Raw genomic sequence first — 18,676 nt, forward strand, 5'->3', positions numbered from 1 at the left:
GTGCCATCCCGCCTTCGCCCGCAAGTCCTTGATTCGCAAGGACAGAGGGCACGAGGGTCCGCCCGGGTTGTTTCATATCGATGTTTCTCGGGACAATGAATCGTTTCACCGCAACACGCGCCTGTCGCCCCTGCCGATGCCGCTCCACCCGTCCGCCCCGCCCTTCCCGCTGACCGGCCTGCCGCGGCTGTGTTTCCTTAGCTACCGGCAGATCCGCGAATTCGCCCTGCCGGTGGTGGCCGAATACGCCGGCCGCGCCGAGATCGAGGTGGTGGACGGCACCTTCGGCGGTGCGCTCGCCATCGCGCGCGACCGGCTGGAGCGCGGCGCGGTGGACGCCTTCGTCAGCGCCGGCTCCAACGCGCATGTGCTGCGCACCGGCCTGCAGATGCCGGTCGCCACCATCCAGCTGGGCGGCTTCGACATCCTGCAGGCGCTGATCAAGGCGCGCGCCATCGCGAGCCGGGTCGGCGTGGTGATGTACGGCCAGACCATTCCCGAACTCGACGCGGTCAAGGACCTGCTCAACATCGAGATCACGCAGTACGCCTACCAGACGCCCGACGATGCGCGCCAGCGCTTCGAGCAGCTGCGCCGCGACGGCTTCCGGGTGGTGGTCGGCTCCAGCCTGGTGGTGGAACTGGCCGAGGAGGCCGGGATGCATGCCCTGCTGGCCTATTCGCTCGCCAGCATCCGCCAGGGTTTCGAGAACGCGCTGGAACTGGCGCGGCTGTCGCGGCTGGAGGCCGGCCGCTACGAGCAGCTGCACGGCGTGCTCGGCCACCTGCAGGAAGCCGTGCTGGCGGTGGACCTCGCCGGCCGGGTGATCGCGCTCAATGCGCCGATGGAGGCGGTGCTCGGGCTGCCGCGCCGCGCGGTCAGCGGCCGGCTGCTCGACGACATCGCGCCGCCGCTGTCGCTCGCCCGCACGCTTGCCACCGGCCAGGAGGAGCGCCAGGGCGTCTGCCACGTCGGCCAGCGCGAATGGCTGATCAACCGCACGCTGATCCGCGAACGCAGCCAGGTGGTCGGCGCCATCGTCACGCTCTACGACACCGCGGTCATCCAGGAAGCCGACACCGCCCTGCGCTCCCAGCGGAAGAGCCGCCAGTACCCGACCGCCCGCTGGACCTTCGGCGACCTGCAGGGCGACAGCCCGGCGATGGTCCGCGCCCGCAAGACTGCGCTGCGCTTCGCCCGCACCGACCTGACGGTGCTGATCACCGGCGAGAGCGGCACCGGCAAGGAGCTGTTCGCGCAGGCGATCCACAACGCCAGTGCCCGCAGCGACCGGCCGTTCGTCGCGGTCAACTGCGCCGCGGTGCCCGAGAACCTGCTGGAGAGCGAGCTGTTCGGCCACGAGGAAGGCGCCTTCTCCGGCTCGCGCAAGGGCGGCAAGCGCGGCCTGCTGGAGACCGCGCACACCGGCACGCTGTTCCTCGACGAGATCGGCGACATGCCGCTGGCGCTGCAGACCCGCCTGCTGCGGGTGCTGCAGGAGCGCGAGCTGACCCGGGTCGGCGGCTTGATGCCGATCCCGGTCGATCTGCGGGTGCTGGCCGCCACCCACCAGCCGCTGGCCGGGCTGGTCGCAGAGCGGCGCTTCCGTGCCGACCTGTACTACCGGCTCAACATCCTGCGGCTGCAGCTGCCGCCGCTGCGCGAGCGGGCGGCCGACATCGACGCGATGGCCTGCAGCATCGTGGGCCGCTGCCTGCGGCGCCTCGGCAACCCGCTGCCGGCCGACGAAGTGATGGCGCCGCTGCTCGCCCGGCTGCGGGCCCACCGCTGGGAGGGCAATGTGCGCGAGCTGGAGAACCTGTGCGAACGCATGGCGGTGTTCTTCGCGCAGTACGCCCGGCCTAGCGAGATCGAATACGCCGAGCTCGCCTTCGACTGCCCCGAGCTGTTCGAGGGCGGCACCGCCCCGCCGCTGGACGAGGCCGCCCGCGACAGCCAGTGGCGCGCGGTGCTCGATGCCTGCGGCGGCAACCGCAAGGAAGCGGCGCGGCGGCTGGGCATCAGCCGTTCCACCCTGTGGCGGCGCATGCAGGCGGCGGGCGACGCGCCGGCCGGAGACGAGCCGGCGCCGTAGCAACGACCCGGCGTGCGACGCACGCGCGACATCGGTGAAACATGCGAGCGCAGTCGCAGGGGCGCCGCCGCCGCGGTGCTTCGCCTGCAAAAACAAGCACTTGCGACCCGCGGCCGGTCGATGGCACGACCCATGCAATGACGTGTGCAAACAACAGCGCGCGACAAGCGCTGCATCACGGAGACATGGCCCGATGCAATCGACCCCTGGTCAATCCGACCCGGCCACGGCAGGCGTGCGCCTGGAACGGCTGGAACCCTTTCTCAACGCCGCCTGGGTGGCGGCCGGCGCAGGCCTCTGCGTCTACGCCTGGACGCTCGGCGCCTGGGGACCGAGCGGCCCCGACTCGGGCTTCTTCCCGTTGCTCGCCGGTGCACTCATCCTCGCCTGTGGGCTGGCGATGCTGCTGCGCCCTGCCCTGGCGCCGGCCCGCGGGCGTTTCTGGACACCCGAGCCCGGGGCCGCGCGCCGGGTGCTGCTGCTGATCGCGGGCGTTGCGGCGCTGGTCCTGCTGGTGCGCTGGGCCGGCTTCGTCATCGCCTCGCTCGTCACCATGCCGCTGCTGCTGCAACTGGTGGAGCGGCGGCGCTGGTGGTATGCGGTGCTGGTCGGCGTCATCGCCACGGCGGTGGTGCATGTCGTGTTCACGCGGATGCTCGGCATGCTGATGCCGCGCGGCCCGTTCGGGTTCTGAGCATGGATGCGCTCCAGGGCCTGATGACCGGGCTGGGCGTCATGATGACGCCCGCCCATCTCTACTACTGCCTGATCGGCAGCATCGTGGGCACGCTGATCGGCGTGCTCCCGGGCATCGGCCCGCTGGCCGCGCTGTCGCTGCTGATGCCGGTGACCTTCACCTTGTCGCCGGTGGCGTCGATCGCGATGCTGGCCGCGATGTTCTATGGCGCGATGTATGGCGGCTCCACCACCTCGGTGCTGGTCAACATCCCGGGCGAGGCGGCCTCGGTGGTCACCTGCCTCGACGGCTACCAGATGGCGAAACAGGGCCGTGCCGGCGCGGCACTCGGCATGGCGGCCATCGGCTCCTTCGTCGCGGGCACGCTCAGCCTGGTGGCGCTGACCTTCTTCTCGCCGCTGCTCGCGTCGGTGGCGCTGCGCTTCGGGCCGCCCGAATACTGCGCGCTGATGCTGCTCGGCCTGGTCTGCACCATCCTGATGATCGAGGGCTCGGCAGTGAAGGGCGTGGTGATGATCGCGCTCGGCTTCGTGTTCAGTGCGGTCGGCATGGACGCGGTCAACGGCACCGAGCGGCTCACCTTCGGCTCTTCGGATTTGTCCGGCGGCATCGAGCTGGTGGCGGTGGTGATCGGCCTGTTCGGCATCTCCGAGATCCTGCTCAACATCGAGGAGCGGGCGAAGAACGAGGTGGTGGCGAGCCGCATCCGCGACATCCTGCCGACGCTCAAGGACTGGGCCGCCTCCTGGAAGCCGATCCTGCGCGGCTCGGGCCTGGGCTTCCTGCTCGGCGTGGTGCCGGGCGGCGGGCCGGTCACCGCATCCTTCATGTCGTACGCGATGGAGCGCCGGCTCGCGAAGGACCCGTCGCGCTTCGGCAAGGGCGCGATCGAGGGCGTCGCCGGGCCGGAGTCGGCCAACAACGCGGCAGTGGCGAGCGGCATGATCCCGCTGCTCACGCTCGGCCTGCCGGGCAACGCGGTCACCGCTCTGCTGATGGGCGCGCTGGTGATCCAGGGCGTGCAGCCGGGGCCGACCATGATCACCCAGCACGCCGACGTGTTCTGGGGCGTGATCGCCAGCATGTACCTCGGCAACGTGATGCTGCTGGTGCTCAACCTGCCGATGATCGGCCTGTGGGTGCAGCTGCTGCGGGTGCCCTATGCGATCCTGTTCCCGGTGGTGCTGCTGCTCGCGGTGGTCGGCACCTATTCGACCAACAAGTCCTTCTTCGACCTCTGGGTGATGCTGGGCTTCGGCGTGCTCGGCTACGTGCTGCGCAAGTTCCGCTACGAGATGTCGCCGCTGGTGCTGTCCCTGGTGCTGGCGCCGCTGCTGGAGCAGTCGCTGCGGCAGTCGCTCGTGATGTCGGCCGACGGCTTCGCGATCTTCGCGAGCCGGCCGCTGACCGTCGGCCTGCTGGCCCTCTCGGTGCTGCTGGTGCTGGCCGTCGTAGCCGGCCGGCACGTGTTCCGCCCCCGTTCCCCCCTGCAAGGAGACATGACATGAAGAAGAACGACGTCCGCCGCGCGCTGCTGCTCGCGGCCGCCCTCGCACCGCTCGCCGGCGCGCCCGCCTTCGCCCAGGACGGCGACGCCAAGGCCCGCGTCGCGCGGCTGAAACCCAAGGACTTCCCGACCCAGCCGATCGAGGTGAACGTGGTCTATCCGGCCGGCGGCGGCATGGACCTGAACGCGCGGCTCACCGCCAAGGCCTTCGAGAAGATCACCGGCGCGCAGGCGATCGTCAACAACCGCACCGGCGGCGCCGGCCTCGTCGGCCACACCTGGCTCGCCAACCAGGCGCCGAACGACGGCTATACCGTCGCGATCATCGCCAACCTGATCTTCGCGGACTCGATGCTGCGCGGCCAGGGCCGCTGGAGCTACGACAAGCTGGAGCCGATCGCCTTCCTCAACAGCGAAGGCAACAGCCTGGTCGTTTCCGCCGACGGCCCGTACAAGGACAAGAGCTTCAAGGACATGGTGGAACTGGCCAAGGCGAAGCCCGGCACTGTACGGATCAGCATCCTGCCGGGCACGATCTTCGAATACATGGTGGAGCAGGTCGAGACCGTCACCGGCGCCAAGTTCCTGAAGGTGCCGTTCCAGGGCGGCGCGCCGTCGATCACCGCGCTGCTCGGCAACAACGTGGACATCGCGATCGCCTACTATGGCGAGATCCGCAGTTTCCTCGATGCGAAGAAGCTGGTGCCGGTCGCCGTCTCCAGCGCCGAGCGCTCGCCCTTCCTGCCGCAGGCGCCCACGCTCAACGAGGTGCTGGGCCGCAACGACGTGGTCTGGGGCGCGACCCGCTGGGTGGCGGTGCCCAAGGGCGTGCCCGCCGAGCGCAAGGCCTACCTGGCCGCGGCCTTCGGCGCCGCCGCCCGCGACCCGGAACTGCAGGAGGAATTCCGCAAGCTCGGCGCGGTCGGCAACACCGGGCTCGACACGCCCGAGAAGATCTCCGAGCACCTCGCCGGTCTGGTGCGGCTGGAGCGCGATTTCTACGCCAAGTCCGGCCGCCTGAAATGAAACCCGGCCGGCCCGCGGCCGGCCCTCCGCCACGATGACTTCTCCTCTGGACGCGACTTCCGGATCGGCGCTGCTCGCGCCGCTCGTGCTCTCGGGACGGCGGCTGCGCAACCGCGTGGCCCATACCTCGATGAGCACCTACATGGCCCGCGACGGCCGGATCACCGACGCGCTGGTCCGCTACTACGCCAACCGCGCCGAAGGCGGCGCCGCGCTGGTCGTGACCGAGCCGATCTCGATGGCGGTGCGGCAGACGGCCTGGAGCCGGCCGCGCATCTACGACGACAGCCAGCAGGACGACTTCCGCCGCTGGGCCGATGCGGTGGAGCGCCACGACTGCCGGCTGATCGGCCAGATCCAGGACGGCGGCCGGGCCCGCCACGAGGTCGGCCGCACCTTCAACGCGATCGGCCCGTCGCGCCTGCCGGACGACCTGAGCTGGTCGATGCCGCATGCGCTCGACGCCGGAGAGATCCGCGGGCTGGTCGACGAATTCGCGCAGTCCTCACGCCGGCTGCAGCAGTGCGGCTTCAGCGGGGTGGAGCTCTCGGCCGCGCACGGCCACCTGTTCCACCAATTCTTCTCGCCCTGGGCCAATGTGCGCGAGGACGACTACGGCGGCAGCTGGGAAAACCGGGTGCGCTTCGTGGCGGAGCTGGTCTCGGCGATCCGCGCGCTGTGCGGGCCGGACTTCATCGTCGGCCTGAAGCTGCCGGGGGACGACGGCGTGCCCGGCAGCATCGGCCCGGCCGAGGCGGCGACCGTCGCCGACCTGCTCACCCGGTCGCAGGAGGCGAGCTATGTCTGCTTCGCGCAGGGTGCCCATGCGCAGACGCTGGAGATGCACGTGCCGGACCGCTTCGGCCCGTACGTGCCCTACCTCGACCTGCTGCGGACGCTGAAGCCGGCCTGCAACGGCGTGCCGCTGATGGCGCTCGGCCGCATCACCGACCCGGCCGAGGCCGAGGGCATCCTGGCCCGTGGCGAGGCGGAGCTGATCGGCCTGGGCCGGGCGCTGCTAGCCGACCCTGCCTGGCTGCCGAAGGCGGTCGCCGGCCGTACCAACGACATCCGTTACTGCGTGTCCTGCAACACCTGCTGGGACACGATCATCACGCACAACCTGCCGATCGCCTGCATCAACAACCCGCGGGTCGCGATGGCGCAGGAGGTCGACTGGTGGCCGCGCGCCGACGCGGCGCGGCGCCGGGTGGTGATCGTCGGCAGCGGCGTCGCCGGACTGGAAGCGGCTTGGGTCGCGGCCGGACGCGGCCACGAAGTGACCGTGCTCGGCCGCGCCGGCGAGGTCGGCGGCAAGGCGCGGCTGCGGGCCCGGCTGCCGGGCGGCGAGACGCTCACCAGCGTCTACGACTACCAGTTCGTCGCGGCGCAAAAGGCCGGCGTGCGGTTCGAGCTGGGCGTCGAGGCCGATGCCGCCGCGATCCTGGCGCTGCGGCCCGACACGGTGGTGCTCGCGACCGGTTCGGCCATGTACACGCCGCAGTGGATTCCCGCAGACGTGGCCGCAATGGGCCTGGTGCCCGATTTCCACGCCGCGCTCTGGGACCTGGTGCGCCACAGCGGCCGGCAGCCCGGCACCGCCGTCGTCTACGACATGGACCACACCGAAGGCACCTATGCCGGCATCGAGCTGCTCGGCCGCACCTTCGACCGCACCGTGGTGCTGACGCCGCGCGAGGGCATCGCCCGCGAGGTCTCGACCGTCGCGCGCCAGGGCATCCTGCGCCGTTTCTCGTTCCTGCCGATCGAGGTGGTGCCGCTGGCCGAACCGGTCTGGAGCGAGAGCTTCGAATTCGGCGCGCTGGAGTACCGCAACGTCTACAGCGACCGGCGCGCCACGGTCGAGGATGTCGCCTTCCTGTCCTTCTCGACACCGCGGGTGCCCGACATCGCGCTGCTGCAGCCGCTGCGCGACGCGGGCATCGACGTGCGGCTGGTGGGCGACGCCCGCACCGCCCGCAACGTGCTGGCCGCCACGGCGGACGGCCACGAGCTGGGCAACCGGCTCTGAGCCGCACGCCCCTCTTTTCTTTTTCTTTTCCAACCGACGGAGACTTTTCCATGACGACCACCACGATCGCCACCATCGACACCGCCACCGCCCTCGCGGCCTTGCAGGGGGCGGCGAAGAAAGCCGGCGAGATGCAGCTCGCGATGAGCATCGCCGTGACCGACGCGGCCGGCCAGCTGAAGGCGTTTTTGCGGATGGACGGCGCCTCGCTGATCTCGCTGCAGATCGCCCAGGACAAGGCCTACACCTCCTCCGCGACGGGTTTGCCCACCCACCTGTGGCACGACTACATCAAGGAGGACGCGCCGCTGCTGCACGGCATCGTGCACACGCCGCGCTTCATCGTCTTCGGCGGTGGCTTCCCGATCAAGGAAGGCGGGCAGGTGGTGGGCGCGATCGGCCTGAGCGGCGGCCACTACTCGCAGGACATGGAATGCGCCCGCGCGGCGCTGGCGGCGATCGGCGCCGCGGAGTAAACGCGGCGGCGGCGCGCCCACCGGACCGTCAGGGCAGGTCCCGGTTCGGCTCCACGAAGTTCGGGTCCTTCGGGCCGACGGTGCCGAGCCGGGCCTTCAGCGACTGCGGCTGGCCGGTGAGCAGCGCGGCGTAGTTGGTGGTGTTGGACAGCACCTTCTTCACGTAGTCGCGCGTCTCGGAGAAGGGCACGTTCTCGGCCCAGATCGCGGCGTCCATCACCGGGCCGTTGCGCCAACTGCGCGGGCGCCCCGGACCGGCGTTGTAGGCGGCGGCGGCCAGCGGCATCGAGCCCTGGAAGTCGTCGAGCGCGAGCTTCAGGTAGGCGGTGCCGATGGTTATGTTGGTGTCGCGGTCGTTGATCTGCTCGGGCCGGAAACCCGACAGGCCGATCTTGTTGGCGGTCCAGCGGGCGGTGGCCGGCATCACCTGCATCAGGCCCGAGGCGCCGACGCCGGACCGCGCATCGGTGATGAACCGGCTCTCCTGCCGGATCAGGCCGTAAACGTAGGCCGGGTCGAGCCCGATCTGGCGCGAGCGCTGCACCACCTGCGTCTGGTGCGGCATCGGGAAGCGCTGTACCGCGTCGAACACGCCGCGGGTGCGCTCGCTGGTGTTGATGCAGCGGTCCCAGATCTCGCTCTGGCAGGCCATGTCGGCGGCGGCCAGCAGTTCGCGGTCGCCCATGCCGCCCGACGTGTGCAGGTTGGTGGCGTAGTTCCACTCGCGCACGCCTTCGCTGCGCAGCCCCATCAGGATGGCGTACAGCCCGCGGGACAGGCCGGGGTTGGTGCGGGCCGACTCGCGTTCCTCGAGCGTCAGCGCCGCGGGCCGGGCCGGTAGCACGACCGGGCGGCCGAGCTCTTCCAGCGCCAGCTGCTCGTAGAAGCCGCGCGGGCTGGCGATCGATTCCAGCAGGCGCTGTGCCTCGGCGCGCTGGCCGTCGCTGGCCCGTCCGGTCGCGCGGGCGCCGCCGGCGGACATCGCGCCCTCGGCCGGGGCCGCGGTGGCCGCAGCGGTGTCGGCCGCGCCCGGCGCCACCGCACCGGACAGCAGCGCCTTGGCACGCCAGTAGACCCAGCCGCTCTCGTTGCGGGTCGCCTCGTCCATCGCCGAGGTGGCGGCATACACATCCTTCCAGCGGCCGGCCCGCAGCGCAGCCCGCACCTTCCAGCCGAGCATGTCGGCGCTCAGGTCGCGGTCCCGGGTGACCTGGCCGAAATAGTCCATCGCGTTGGGGGAGAGCCGGGTCGCCGTCTGGCGGCCGATCGCGCCCCAGACCCAGTTGCGCTCCTCCGGTGCGATCTGCACGCTCCATTTGGAGTCGAGCTGCGCGGCGGCGGCCTCGGGGTCGGCGATCGCCATCTTCACCAGCGCCATCGTCACCAGCTCCTTGCGGGCGCGGGACGGGGCGGTGGCGCGGCCGGCCAGGAATTTCGCCGGGCTGGCGTTCAGCTCGCCGACGGCCGACGCCAGGTCGGGCGCCACGATGGTGACCGCCGCCGTGGCCGGCCGCGGCCGGTTGGCTTCGATGGACAGCCGCGCCTTGCGCCAGACGTCCTCGGCGGTCAGCGCGCGGGCGGTGTAGAGCTCGCTTGCCGCCAGGGTGCAGCCGTCGTCGGCCTCGCGCAGGCTGTACCAGTTCCGCTTCACCTCCTCGGCCACGGCCGGGGCGCTGCGACCGCCGCTGCGCAGGTGGTCGACCAGCAGCGCATAGCAGCGCACCTCGCGGTCGTCGCCCATGCGGTAGGCCGGATGCAGCTCGGCGAAGCGCTGCCAGTCGCGCCGCTGGCCGAGCAGCAGCAGCATGTCGTTGCGCAGCCGGTCTTCCTGGTAGCTGCCGGCCCAGCGCGCGAGGAAGGCATCGACCTCGGCCGGCTGTGCCTCCTGCAGCCGCGAGCGCAGTTCCCAGTAGGCCGCCCAGGGCTCCAGCGCATGGCCGCGCGCCAGCGGCAGCAGGCTCGCGAGGCGCGCCCGGTCGCCGCGCCGGAAGGCCTGCGACATCTCGGTGATCACGTCGTCGCCGCGGCCCAGGCCGGCCGGCTGCGCGAGGGCCGATGCGCCCGTCACCAGGAGGACCAGGGCGGATGTCAGAATCTTCGGGAATTTCATCGAGGGAATTATGGACAAAGCAGCCGTTCGACGGGCGTTGATCGAGGAGAGACTGAACCTGCCGGACCGGCTGCAGCGCGCCGACCAGCTCCAGCGGGTGATGCGGATCTGGCTGGTGGGCCGGCCCGACGCGGTGATCGGCGCCTACTGGCCGATCAAGGGCGAATTCGATCCGCTGCCGGCGCTGCACCGCTGGAAGGAGGACGGCGAACTGCAGGGCGAATCGCAGCGCCGCCGCATCGGCCTGCCGGTGGTGGACCGCGAACACAAGACGCTCACCTTCCACGCCTGGTACCCCGGCTGCCCGATGGAGGAAGACGCCTACGGCATCCCCAAGCCCAAGGACACCGAACTGGTGGTGCCGACGCTGCTGTTCGTGCCCTGCGTCGGCTACGGCCCCGGCGGCTACCGGCTCGGCTACGGCGGCGGCTTCTACGACCGCACGCTGGCCGCGCTGGAGCCGCGCCCGACGACGGTCGGCCTCGGCTTCACCCAGGGCTTTCTGTCCGACTTCGAGCCGGAAGCGCACGACCTGCCGCTCGACGCGATCCTGAACGACAACGGCGTGGTCTGGCCGCTGGGCTGAACGGCCTCTCTCGCTCTCTCCGCCTGCGACCGCCCTGCCCGGCGGCCGCAGCGCATCAATCGCGCCCGCAACCGGCATGAATCGACCGCCCGGGCGCCGCTAGCATGGCCGGCACCCTCACCTCCGGAAGGCCCGCGCCATGCCTCTGCTCTACATCGGCAACAAGAACTACTCGTCCTGGTCCATGCGCCCGTGGGTGCTGATGCGCCAGGCCGGCATCGGCTTCGAGGAGCGGCTGCTGCGCTTCGACGCGTTCGAGGCCGGCTCGGCCTTCCACACCGCGGTGCGGGCGGTCAACCCGGCCGGCAAGGTGCCGGTGCTGGTCACCGACGACGGCACCGTCGTCTGGGACACGCTGGCGATCGCCGAGACGCTGGCCGAGCGCCATCCCGACCGGCAGCTCTGGCCCGCCGATCCGGCCGCCCGGGCCCGGGCACGCAGCGTGACCGCCGAGATGCATGCCGGCTTCGGTGCGCTGCGCAGCCACTGCCCGATGAATATCGAGGCCCGGCTGCCGGAGATCGGCGCCCTGATCTGGCGCGACCAGGCCGGCGTACGGGCCGACGTCGCCCGGCTGGTGCAGATGTGGAGCGAGCTGCTCGACACCCACGGCGGCCCGATGCTGTTCGGCGCCTTCTCGATCGCCGATGCCTTCTACGCGCCGGTCTGCATGCGGCTCCTCACCTACCCGCTGCCGCTGCCGCCGCAGATCGCGGCGTACGTGGACCGGGTGGCCGCCCTGCCCGGCGTGGCCGCCTGGATCGCGGATGCGCTGGCCGAGCAGGATTTCCGGGACTTCGAGGAGCCGTACCGGCTCGATCGGACATAAATCGGGCTTTTGCGCCCGTGGGACCTTCGCTGGCAGCTATGCATTCGATAGCAAGTAGCTGGCACCGGCGGTAGACTCGTCCGCATGAAGATCTACCAAGTCGGCGGCGCGCTGCGCGACGCCCTGCTCGGCCTGCCGGTCCAGGACCGCGACTGGGTCGTGGTCGGCGCCACGCCGGAAGCGATGGAAGCGGCCGGCTTCCGCCCGGTCGGCAAGGATTTCCCGGTGTTCCTGCATCCGGACACGCACGAGGAATACGCGCTGGCCCGCACCGAGCGCAAGACCGCCCGCGGCTACCGGGGTTTCGTGGTGCATGCCGCGCCCGACGTGACGCTGGAGGACGACCTGGCGCGGCGCGACCTGACGATCAATGCGATCGCCCAGCCGGCCGACGCCCCCGGTCTCGATGGCCTGATCGACCCGCACGGCGGCCGCGCCGACCTCGCCGCGAAGGTGCTGCGCCACGTGACCGACGCCTTCCGCGAGGACCCGGTGCGCATCCTGCGCCTCGCCCGCTTCGCCGCCCGCTTCCCCGACTTCACCGTCGCCCGCGAGACCGCCGGCCTGATGCGCGCGATGGTCGAGGACGGCGAGGTCGATGCGCTGGTGCCCGAGCGGGTCTGGCAGGAGATCAGCCGCGGCCTGATGGAGGTGCGGCCGTCGCGTATGCTGGAGGTGCTGCGCGACTGCGGCGCGCTGGCCCGGCTGCTGCCGGAAGTGGACCGGCTCTGGGGCGTGCCGCAGCGCGCCGACTACCACCCCGAGGTGGACACCGGCGTGCACCTGGGGATGGTGCTCGACATGGCCGCGCGGCTGGAGGCGCCGCTCGGCGTGCGCTTCGCCTGCCTGACGCATGACCTGGGCAAGGGCACCACGCCCGCCGACGTGCTGCCGCGCCACATCGGCCACGAGATGCGCAGCGCCCGGCTGCTCGGGCCGCTGGCCGAGCGGCTGCGGGTGCCGGTCGCGTGCCGCGAACTGGCCGAGGTGGTGGCACGCGAGCACGGCAACCTCCACCGCAGCGGGGAGTTCGACGCCGCTGCGACCGTCCGGTTGCTCGAGCGCTGCGACGCCTTCCGCAAGCCGCAGCGTTTCGCCGAGGTGCTGCTGGCCTGCGAATGCGATGCGCGCGGCCGCGGCGGCCTGCAGGAAGAGCCCTATCCGCAGCGGCCGCGGCTGCTGGCCGCGCTGGCGGCGGCCCAGGCGGTCGATACCGCCGCGGTCGCGCAGGAAGCGGCCGGGCGCGGCGCCAGGGGCCCGCAGATCGGCGAGCGCATCCAGGGCGCGCGGGTGCGGGCGCTCAGCGCGGCGCGCGCCGCCGCTGCTCCCGCAGCATGAAGAGGTAGAGGCTCTCGACCTTCTCGCGCGCCCAGGGCGTCTTGCGCAGGAAGCGCAGGGACGACGGGATGCTCGGGTCGTGGGTGAAGCAGCGCACCGGCACCTGCTGTGCGAGTTCGTCCCAACCGAAGTGGTCCACCAGCGCAGCGACCAGCGCCTCCAGCGTCACGCCGTGCAGCGGGTTGCGGGGCTGGGCCGGCGGCGCGGCCGGTGCCGGTGCAGGTGCAGGCGCTGCGTCGTCGCGGTCGGCGCTCATGTGTCGAGTTCCGGGTAGTGGCGGAAGATGCCCTGTTCGTTGAACGGGATGCGGCGCGGGCTGCGCAGGTAGGCCGCGATGCGCGGCAGCGAAGCCACGCGGTCGTGCAGCCGCACCACGCCGGGCGCCTTGGCGAGCGCCTTCTGGGTCGCCTTCGGATAGGCGTAGCGCAGGCCCTCCACCACCTGGAACAGCGACAGGTCCGCATAGCTGAGCTTCCCGCCGACCAGGTGCCGCGGGCCGGCGGGGTTGCGCGCCAGGATGCTGTCGAGCCAGCCGACGAACTTGGGCAGCCGTTGCTCGCGGAATTCCGCGGCCCGCCGTGCGGCCTCGGGCTTCTGGTCCTCGTAGTAGGCGCCGATGCCCACCGGATGGTGGGTGTCGTGCGCCTCGGTCACCAAGTCGGCCAGCGTCAGCTGGATCTGGTGCGTCCAGACGCGGGCCTGCTCGCTGCGGGCGACCAGCTTCAGCTGTGGCGCCAGGTACTGCAGGATCGCAGCGACCTGGCCGACGACGAAGGTGCCGTCCTTCAGGAACGGCATCGCGAACGGCGGGTGGACGGCACGCTTGTCGGCAAGCGCCTTCTCGGAGGCGGCCAGGCCCTGCCCCTTGTCCTCGGGGCCGCGGGCGACGTCGATGTACGGTGCGCCCGCCGCCTCGAGGGCCAGCCGGACGAATTCGCCGCGGCCCTGGATGCCGGGCCAGTAGTGGAGTTCGTATGCCATGCGGGCGACTGTAGTGCAGCGCCGCGGCCGGCCCGCGGTCAGCGCGCCGCCACCGGTGCGCCGTCGCCGGCAGGTGCCGCGGCCAGTGGCGGCCGGTCCCACCGCCCCGCGATGTTCTTCAGCAGCGTGTTCACCGCCGCGATCTGCCGGTTCTGCAGGTCGAGCAGCGTGCGTTCGGCCGCCAGCGCGGCGGCCTGGGCGCTCACCACGTTCAGGTAGCTGACGATGCCCGCGCGGTACTGGTTCTCGGCCACGGTGCGGGCCTTGCGCGCGGCGGCGAGGGCCTCGGCCTGCACCACCCGCTCGCGCGCCAGGCCGGCGCCGACGACCAGCGCGTCCTCCACTTCCTGCAGCGCGGTCAGCACCGTCTGGCGGTAGACGGCGGTGGCCTGCTCGGCCGCGGCACGGGCGGTCTCCACCTGCGCGCGGCGCAGGCCGCCGTCGAACACCGACAGCGCCAGCGCCGGGCCGACCGACCAGAAGCGGTTGGGCAGCGCGATGAGGTCGGAGATCTCGCTGCCGCGGTATCCGGCGCTCGCCGACAGCGTGAGCGCCGGGAAGAACGCGGCCCTCGCCACGCCGATCTGCGCGTTGGCCGCGGCCACCCGGCGCTCGGCGGCGGCGATGTCGGGCCGGCGCTGCAGCAGCGTAGCCGGCAGCTGCTCCGGCAGCGGCGGCACCGCGGGCAGGACCGCCGTGCGCGGCAGCGCGAGCGATGCCGGCGGCTGGCCGGTCAGCAGGGCCAGCGCATGCTCCAGCTGCGCGCGGTTCAGGTCGGATTCGATCCGCTGCGCCTCGGTGGACTGCAGCTGGCTCTCGGCCTGGGCCACGTCGGCCGACGAGGCGACGCCCACCCGGTAGCGGTTGCGGGTCAGCTCCAGCTGGCGGCGGTAGCCGTCCAGCGTGTCGGCCAGCAGCGCGGCCTGGGCTTCGTTGGCGCGCAGCGCGAAGTAGGTCTGCGCCAGCGTGGCGTGGGTGGACAGCCGCAGTGCCGCCAAGTCGGCCGCGCTCGCCTCCACCCGCGCCGCGGCCGCCGCGACGGTGTTGGACAGCCGGCCCCACAGGTCGACCTCCCAGCTGGCCGACAGGCCGAGCGTGTCCACCGTGCGCGGCCGCCCGCCGGTGCTGCCCACCGGATTGCCGGCCGCATCCACCGTGCCGGAAATCCCGCCGCCCGACACGCTGCGGGTCGTGCTGGCGTTGGCATTGACCACCGGCAGCACGGCCGCGCGGGCGCTCGCCACCGCCGCCTGCGCGCCGCGCAGCGCGGCCAGGCTGGCGGCGATGGTCTGGTTGCGCGCGGCGGCCTGCGCCTGCAGGTCGTCGAGCACCGGGTCGGCGAACAGCGTCCACCAGGCGTCGGGCACCGCGGCGGCGTCGAGGTCGGCCGGCTGCCAGAGCGCGGCCTCCTTGAACGTGGCGGGAATGTCCATCGGCGGCACCTCGTGGCGCGGCGCGAGGTTGCAGCCGGCGAGCAACGACAGCAGCACCAGGCCGCACGGCAGCGCCCACGCGAGGGGCCGGCGGGAGGCAGGAGATGAATCAAGCGGCATGCGGAGCCTCGGCAGAAGGTGCGGACGGTGGCGGGCGCAGCGCCAGCCGGCGCCGGCGGCGCGCGGTGCGCAGGCGGTCAAGCACCACGTAGACCACCGGCGTGGTGTAAAGCGTGAGCAGCTGGCTCAGCACCAGGCCGCCGACGATGGCGATGCCCAGCGGCTGCCGCAGCTCGGCACCGTCGCCGCGGCCGAGCGCCAGCGGCAGCGCGCCGAAGATCGCGGCGGCGGTGGTCATCAGGATCGGCCGCAGCCGCAGGGCGCAGGCCCGGTAGATCGCGGCACCGGCGGTTGCGCCATGCGCCTGCCGCACGATGGCGAAGTCGATCATCATGATCGCGTTCTTCTTCACGATGCCGATCAGCAGGATGATGCCGATCAGCGCGATCAGCGAGAACTCGGTCCTGAACAGCATCAGCGCCAGCAACGCGCCGACGCCGGCCGACGGCAGGGTCGAGAGGATGGTGATCGGATGCACCAGGTTCTCGTACAGGATGCCGAGCACCAGGTAGATCGCCACCAGCGCCGCCAGGATCAGCAGCGGCTGGGTGGACAGCGAATCCTGGAACGCACCCGCGGTGCCGCCGAAGGTGCCGCGGATCGACACCGGCACGCCGAGCGCCGCCACCGCGTCGTTCACCGCGGCGGTGGCCTGCGACAGCGCGCCGCCCTCGGGCAGGTTGAAGCTGATCGTGGTGGCCGGCGTGCCGCGCTCGTGGTCCACCCGCAGCGGGGTGTTGGTCAGCTCCATCCGGGCGAAGGCCGACAGCGGGATCTGCTGCCCGGCATTGTTCACGAAGAAGAAGCGGCGCAGCGATTCGGGACTCTGCAGCCATTCGGGCGCGGCCTCCATCACCACCCGGTACTGGTTGAGCGGGTTGTAGATCACGCCGACCTGGCGCTGGCCGAAAGCGTCGTTGAGCGTCTGGTCCACCGCGCGCACCGACAGGCCGAGCCGCGCGATCGCGTCGCGGTCGAGCACCAGCGAGGTCTGCAAGCCGTTGTCCTGCTGGTCGCTGCTGACGTCGGTCAGCTCCGGCAGTGCCTGCAGCGCGCGGCGGATGCGCGGCTCCCACAGGCGCAGCTCCTCGTTGCTGTCGGCCTGCAGCGTGTATTCGTAGCTGGCGTTGGAGCCGCGCGCGCCGATGCGGATGTCCTGTGCCGGGTTCAGGAACAGGCGTGCGCCCGGCTCGTTCGCAAGCTTCTCGCGCAGGCGGGTGACCACCGCGTCGGCCGAGACGCCCCGGCGCTCGGCCAGCGGCTTGAGCGACATGAACATCTGCGCCGCGTTGCGCTGCCCGCCGCCGGTGAAGCCGGTGACGTGCTCTACCGCCGGGTCGGCCGACACGATCGCGAGGAAGCGCTGCAGCCGCTGCTGCATCGCCTGGAACGAGGTCGCCTGGTCGGCACGGATGAAGCCGTTGATCCGGCCGGTGTCCTGCTGCGGGAAGAAGCCCTTCTCGATCGCGCCGTACAGGTAGACGTTGAGCCCGACCACCGCCGCCAGCGACAGCAGCAACAGCGGCTGCCGACGCAGCGCCCAGGCCAGCGTGCGCCGGTAAAGGCGCTCGATGCGCTTCTGCGCCCGGTCGGACCAGCGTGCGAGCCGCGACGGCGCGCGGCGCGGCACGGGGGCTTTCAGCAGCCGCGCGCACATCATCGGCGTGGTGGTGAGCGACACCACCATCGACACCAGGATCGCCGCGCTCAGCACGACCGCGAACTCGCGGAACAGCCGGCCGACGATGCCGCCCATCAGCAGGATCGGGATGAATACCGCGATGAGGGAGAGGCTGATCGACACCACGGTGAAGCCGATCTCGCGCGCGCCGTCGAGCGCCGCCTGCAGCGCGGTCTTGCCGCGCTCCATGTGGCGGGTGACGTTCTCCAGCACCACGATCGCGTCGTCCACCACGAAGCCGGTCGCCACGGTGAGCGCCATCAAAGACAGGTTGTCGAGCGTGTAGCCGCAGAGGTACATCACGCCGAAGGTGCCGGCCAGCGATACCGGCACCGCCACGCTCGGGATCAGCGCCGCGCGGGCGTTGCGCAGGAACAGGAACACGACGAGGATCACCAGCCCGACGGCGATGGCGAGTGCATGCTCGACCTCGCGCAGCGAGGCGCGCAGCGTCGGCGTGCGGTCGCTCACCACCGTCAGGTCGATCGCCGCCGGGATGGAGGCGCGCAGCCGCGGCAGCATGGCGTGCACCCGGTCCACCGCCTCGATGATGTTGGCGTTGGGCTGCTTGAACAGCAGCAGCAGGATCGACGGCTTGCCGTCGGCCACGCCGTAGTTGCGGATGTCCTGCACCGAGTCGGTGACCCGCGCGACGTCCTGCAGCCGCACCGCCGCGCCGTTCTGCCAGCGGATCACCAACGGCGCGTAGTCGGCCGCGGTGCGCGCCTGGTCGTTGGCGGCGATCTGCCAGTAGCGGTCGCCCTGCTCGACCGCGCCGAGCGGCCGGTTGGCGTTGGTGGCGGTGACAGCGGTGCGCACGTCTTCCAGCGCGATGCCGCTGGCCGCGAGCCGCGCCGGGTCGAGTTCGATCCGCACCGCGGGCAGCGCGCCGCCGCCGATCTGCACGTTGCCGATGCCCTCGACCTGGGCGAGCGACTGCGACAGCACGGTGGAGGCGGCGTCGTACATCTGGCCGCGGGTGAGCGTGTCGGAGGTGAGGGCCAGGATCAGCACCGGCGCATCGGCCGGATTCACCTTGCGGTAGGTCGGGTTGCCGGGCATGCCGGTGGGCAGGAGGGTGCGGGCCGCGTTGATCGCGGCCTGCACGTCGCGCGCGGCACCGTCGATGTCGCGCTCCAGGTCGAACTGCAGCGTGATGCGGGTGTTGCCGAGCGAGGACGAGGACGTCATCTCGTTGACGCCGGCGATGGCGCCGAGCGCGCGTTCGAGCGGCGTGGCGACGGTCGCGGCCATGGTGTCGGGGCTGGCGCCCGGCAGGCTGGCGGTGACGCTGATCGTCGGGTAGTCGACCTGCGGGAGGGGCGCGACCGGCAGTAGCAGGAAGGCGAGGATGCCGGCGAGGGCGATGCCGAGGGTGATGAGGGTGGTGGCGATCGGGCGGTGGATGAAGGGGGTGGAGAGGCTCATGGCTGCTTCTCCTGCTCAGTGGGGGAGCCGGGTCTCGCCCCGGCGGGCGAGTGACTTCTTTTGCTTCGCCAAAAGAAGTCACTAAGAAAAGGCGACCCCACCGGGGCGGTCCGGCTGCGCCGGACGGCTCTGCGGTGCTCGCGGGCGGCGGGTTCCGGGCGAACTCGCTGCGCTGCGCTCCGCTCAGACAGCGCCCGGCCCTCATCCGCCGCCCGCTGCGCTCCTCGACGCCCCGGCAAGGGGAAAGTCCGGGCGGGCCTTCGCTGCGCTCGGCATGGGGAACGGGCCTTTGCTGCGCTCGGCCTGCTGGGGGGGCCTTCGCTGCGCTTGGCGCGGG

General features: G+C 71.7%; 14 protein-coding genes. 9 read left to right on the forward strand and 5 right to left on the reverse strand.

Annotated elements, in window-relative coordinates; translation table 11 throughout:
- The first annotated feature begins 136 nt into the window (after window positions 1-136).
- The 6 genes from prpR (at window position 137) to QZ500_RS19120 (ending at window position 7,833) form a co-directional block, all read left to right on the forward strand.
- A complete protein-coding gene (prpR, locus tag QZ500_RS19095) occupies window positions 137-2,095 on the forward strand; it encodes a propionate catabolism operon regulatory protein PrpR (RefSeq protein ID WP_295857626.1) in 1,959 nt (652 codons plus the stop codon).
- A gap of 193 nt (window positions 2,096-2,288) precedes the next feature.
- Entirely contained in the window at window positions 2,289-2,789 is a 501-nt protein-coding gene (locus QZ500_RS19100) for a tripartite tricarboxylate transporter TctB family protein (protein ID WP_295857628.1), read from the forward strand.
- A gap of 2 nt (window positions 2,790-2,791) precedes the next feature.
- Window positions 2,792-4,300, forward strand: coding sequence for a tripartite tricarboxylate transporter permease (locus QZ500_RS19105; protein ID WP_295857630.1), 1,509 nt, complete (start codon window positions 2,792-2,794; stop codon window positions 4,298-4,300).
- The gene (locus tag QZ500_RS19110; RefSeq protein WP_295857631.1) at window positions 4,297-5,325 is read left to right on the forward strand and encodes a tripartite tricarboxylate transporter substrate binding protein; all 1,029 of its coding nucleotides are present in this window, start codon (window positions 4,297-4,299) and stop codon (window positions 5,323-5,325) included. The genes QZ500_RS19105 and QZ500_RS19110 overlap by 4 nt, the downstream gene beginning before the upstream one ends.
- A 34-nt stretch (window positions 5,326-5,359) precedes the next feature.
- Complete coding sequence (locus tag QZ500_RS19115; protein ID WP_295857633.1) at window positions 5,360-7,357, forward strand: NAD(P)-binding protein; 1,998 nt, start codon at window positions 5,360-5,362, stop codon at window positions 7,355-7,357.
- Between the two features lie 50 nt (window positions 7,358-7,407).
- Window positions 7,408-7,833, forward strand: coding sequence for a heme-binding protein (locus QZ500_RS19120; protein WP_295857634.1), 426 nt, complete (start codon window positions 7,408-7,410; stop codon window positions 7,831-7,833).
- Between the two features lie 28 nt (window positions 7,834-7,861).
- Here QZ500_RS19120 and QZ500_RS19125 read toward each other — a convergent pair whose 3' ends face one another.
- A complete protein-coding gene (locus QZ500_RS19125) occupies window positions 7,862-9,835 on the reverse strand; it encodes a lytic transglycosylase domain-containing protein (RefSeq protein ID WP_295857729.1) in 1,974 nt (657 codons plus the stop codon).
- Between the two features lie 118 nt (window positions 9,836-9,953).
- On the opposite strand from QZ500_RS19125, the gene QZ500_RS19130 reads away from it, so the two are divergent.
- The 3 genes from QZ500_RS19130 (at window position 9,954) to QZ500_RS19140 (ending at window position 12,696) form a co-directional block, all read left to right on the forward strand.
- Window positions 9,954-10,529, forward strand: a complete 576-nt coding sequence (locus tag QZ500_RS19130; protein ID WP_295857636.1) for a 5-formyltetrahydrofolate cyclo-ligase — start codon at window positions 9,954-9,956, stop codon at window positions 10,527-10,529.
- A gap of 139 nt (window positions 10,530-10,668) precedes the next feature.
- Window positions 10,669-11,358 (forward strand): glutathione S-transferase family protein, encoded by a 690-nt coding sequence (locus QZ500_RS19135; protein WP_295857638.1) that lies wholly within the window; start codon window positions 10,669-10,671, stop codon window positions 11,356-11,358.
- Window positions 11,359-11,442: 84 nt separating this feature from the next.
- Window positions 11,443-12,696: a multifunctional CCA addition/repair protein gene (locus tag QZ500_RS19140; protein ID WP_295857640.1), complete on the forward strand. Its 1,254-nt coding sequence runs from the start codon at window positions 11,443-11,445 to the stop codon at window positions 12,694-12,696.
- Here QZ500_RS19140 and QZ500_RS19145 read toward each other — a convergent pair.
- The 4 genes from QZ500_RS19145 to QZ500_RS19160 are packed head-to-tail and all read right to left on the reverse strand — an operon-like array spanning window position 12,659 to window position 18,339.
- The gene (locus tag QZ500_RS19145; RefSeq protein WP_295857641.1) at window positions 12,659-12,952 is read right to left on the reverse strand and encodes a VF530 family protein; all 294 of its coding nucleotides are present in this window, start codon (window positions 12,950-12,952) and stop codon (window positions 12,659-12,661) included. The two genes, QZ500_RS19140 and QZ500_RS19145, sit on opposite strands and share 38 nt — an antisense overlap.
- Complete coding sequence (locus QZ500_RS19150; RefSeq protein WP_295857642.1) at window positions 12,949-13,677, reverse strand: glutathione S-transferase; 729 nt, start codon at window positions 13,675-13,677, stop codon at window positions 12,949-12,951. The genes QZ500_RS19145 and QZ500_RS19150 overlap by 4 nt, the downstream gene beginning before the upstream one ends.
- Window positions 13,678-13,715: 38 nt before the next feature.
- Window positions 13,716-15,230 carry an efflux transporter outer membrane subunit gene (locus QZ500_RS19155; protein WP_295857643.1) on the reverse strand — a complete coding sequence of 505 codons (1,515 nt, stop codon included), beginning with the start codon at window positions 15,228-15,230 and terminating at the stop codon, window positions 13,716-13,718.
- Window positions 15,220-18,339, reverse strand: a complete 3,120-nt coding sequence (locus tag QZ500_RS19160) for a multidrug efflux RND transporter permease subunit (RefSeq protein ID WP_295857644.1) — start codon at window positions 18,337-18,339, stop codon at window positions 15,220-15,222. Before QZ500_RS19160 ends, QZ500_RS19155 begins: the two co-directional genes overlap by 11 nt.
- Window positions 18,340-18,676: the final 337 nt, after the last annotated feature.

The organism is uncultured Xylophilus sp. (genome assembly GCA_913776965.1).
Lineage (GTDB): Bacteria > Pseudomonadota > Gammaproteobacteria > Burkholderiales > Burkholderiaceae_C > Xylophilus.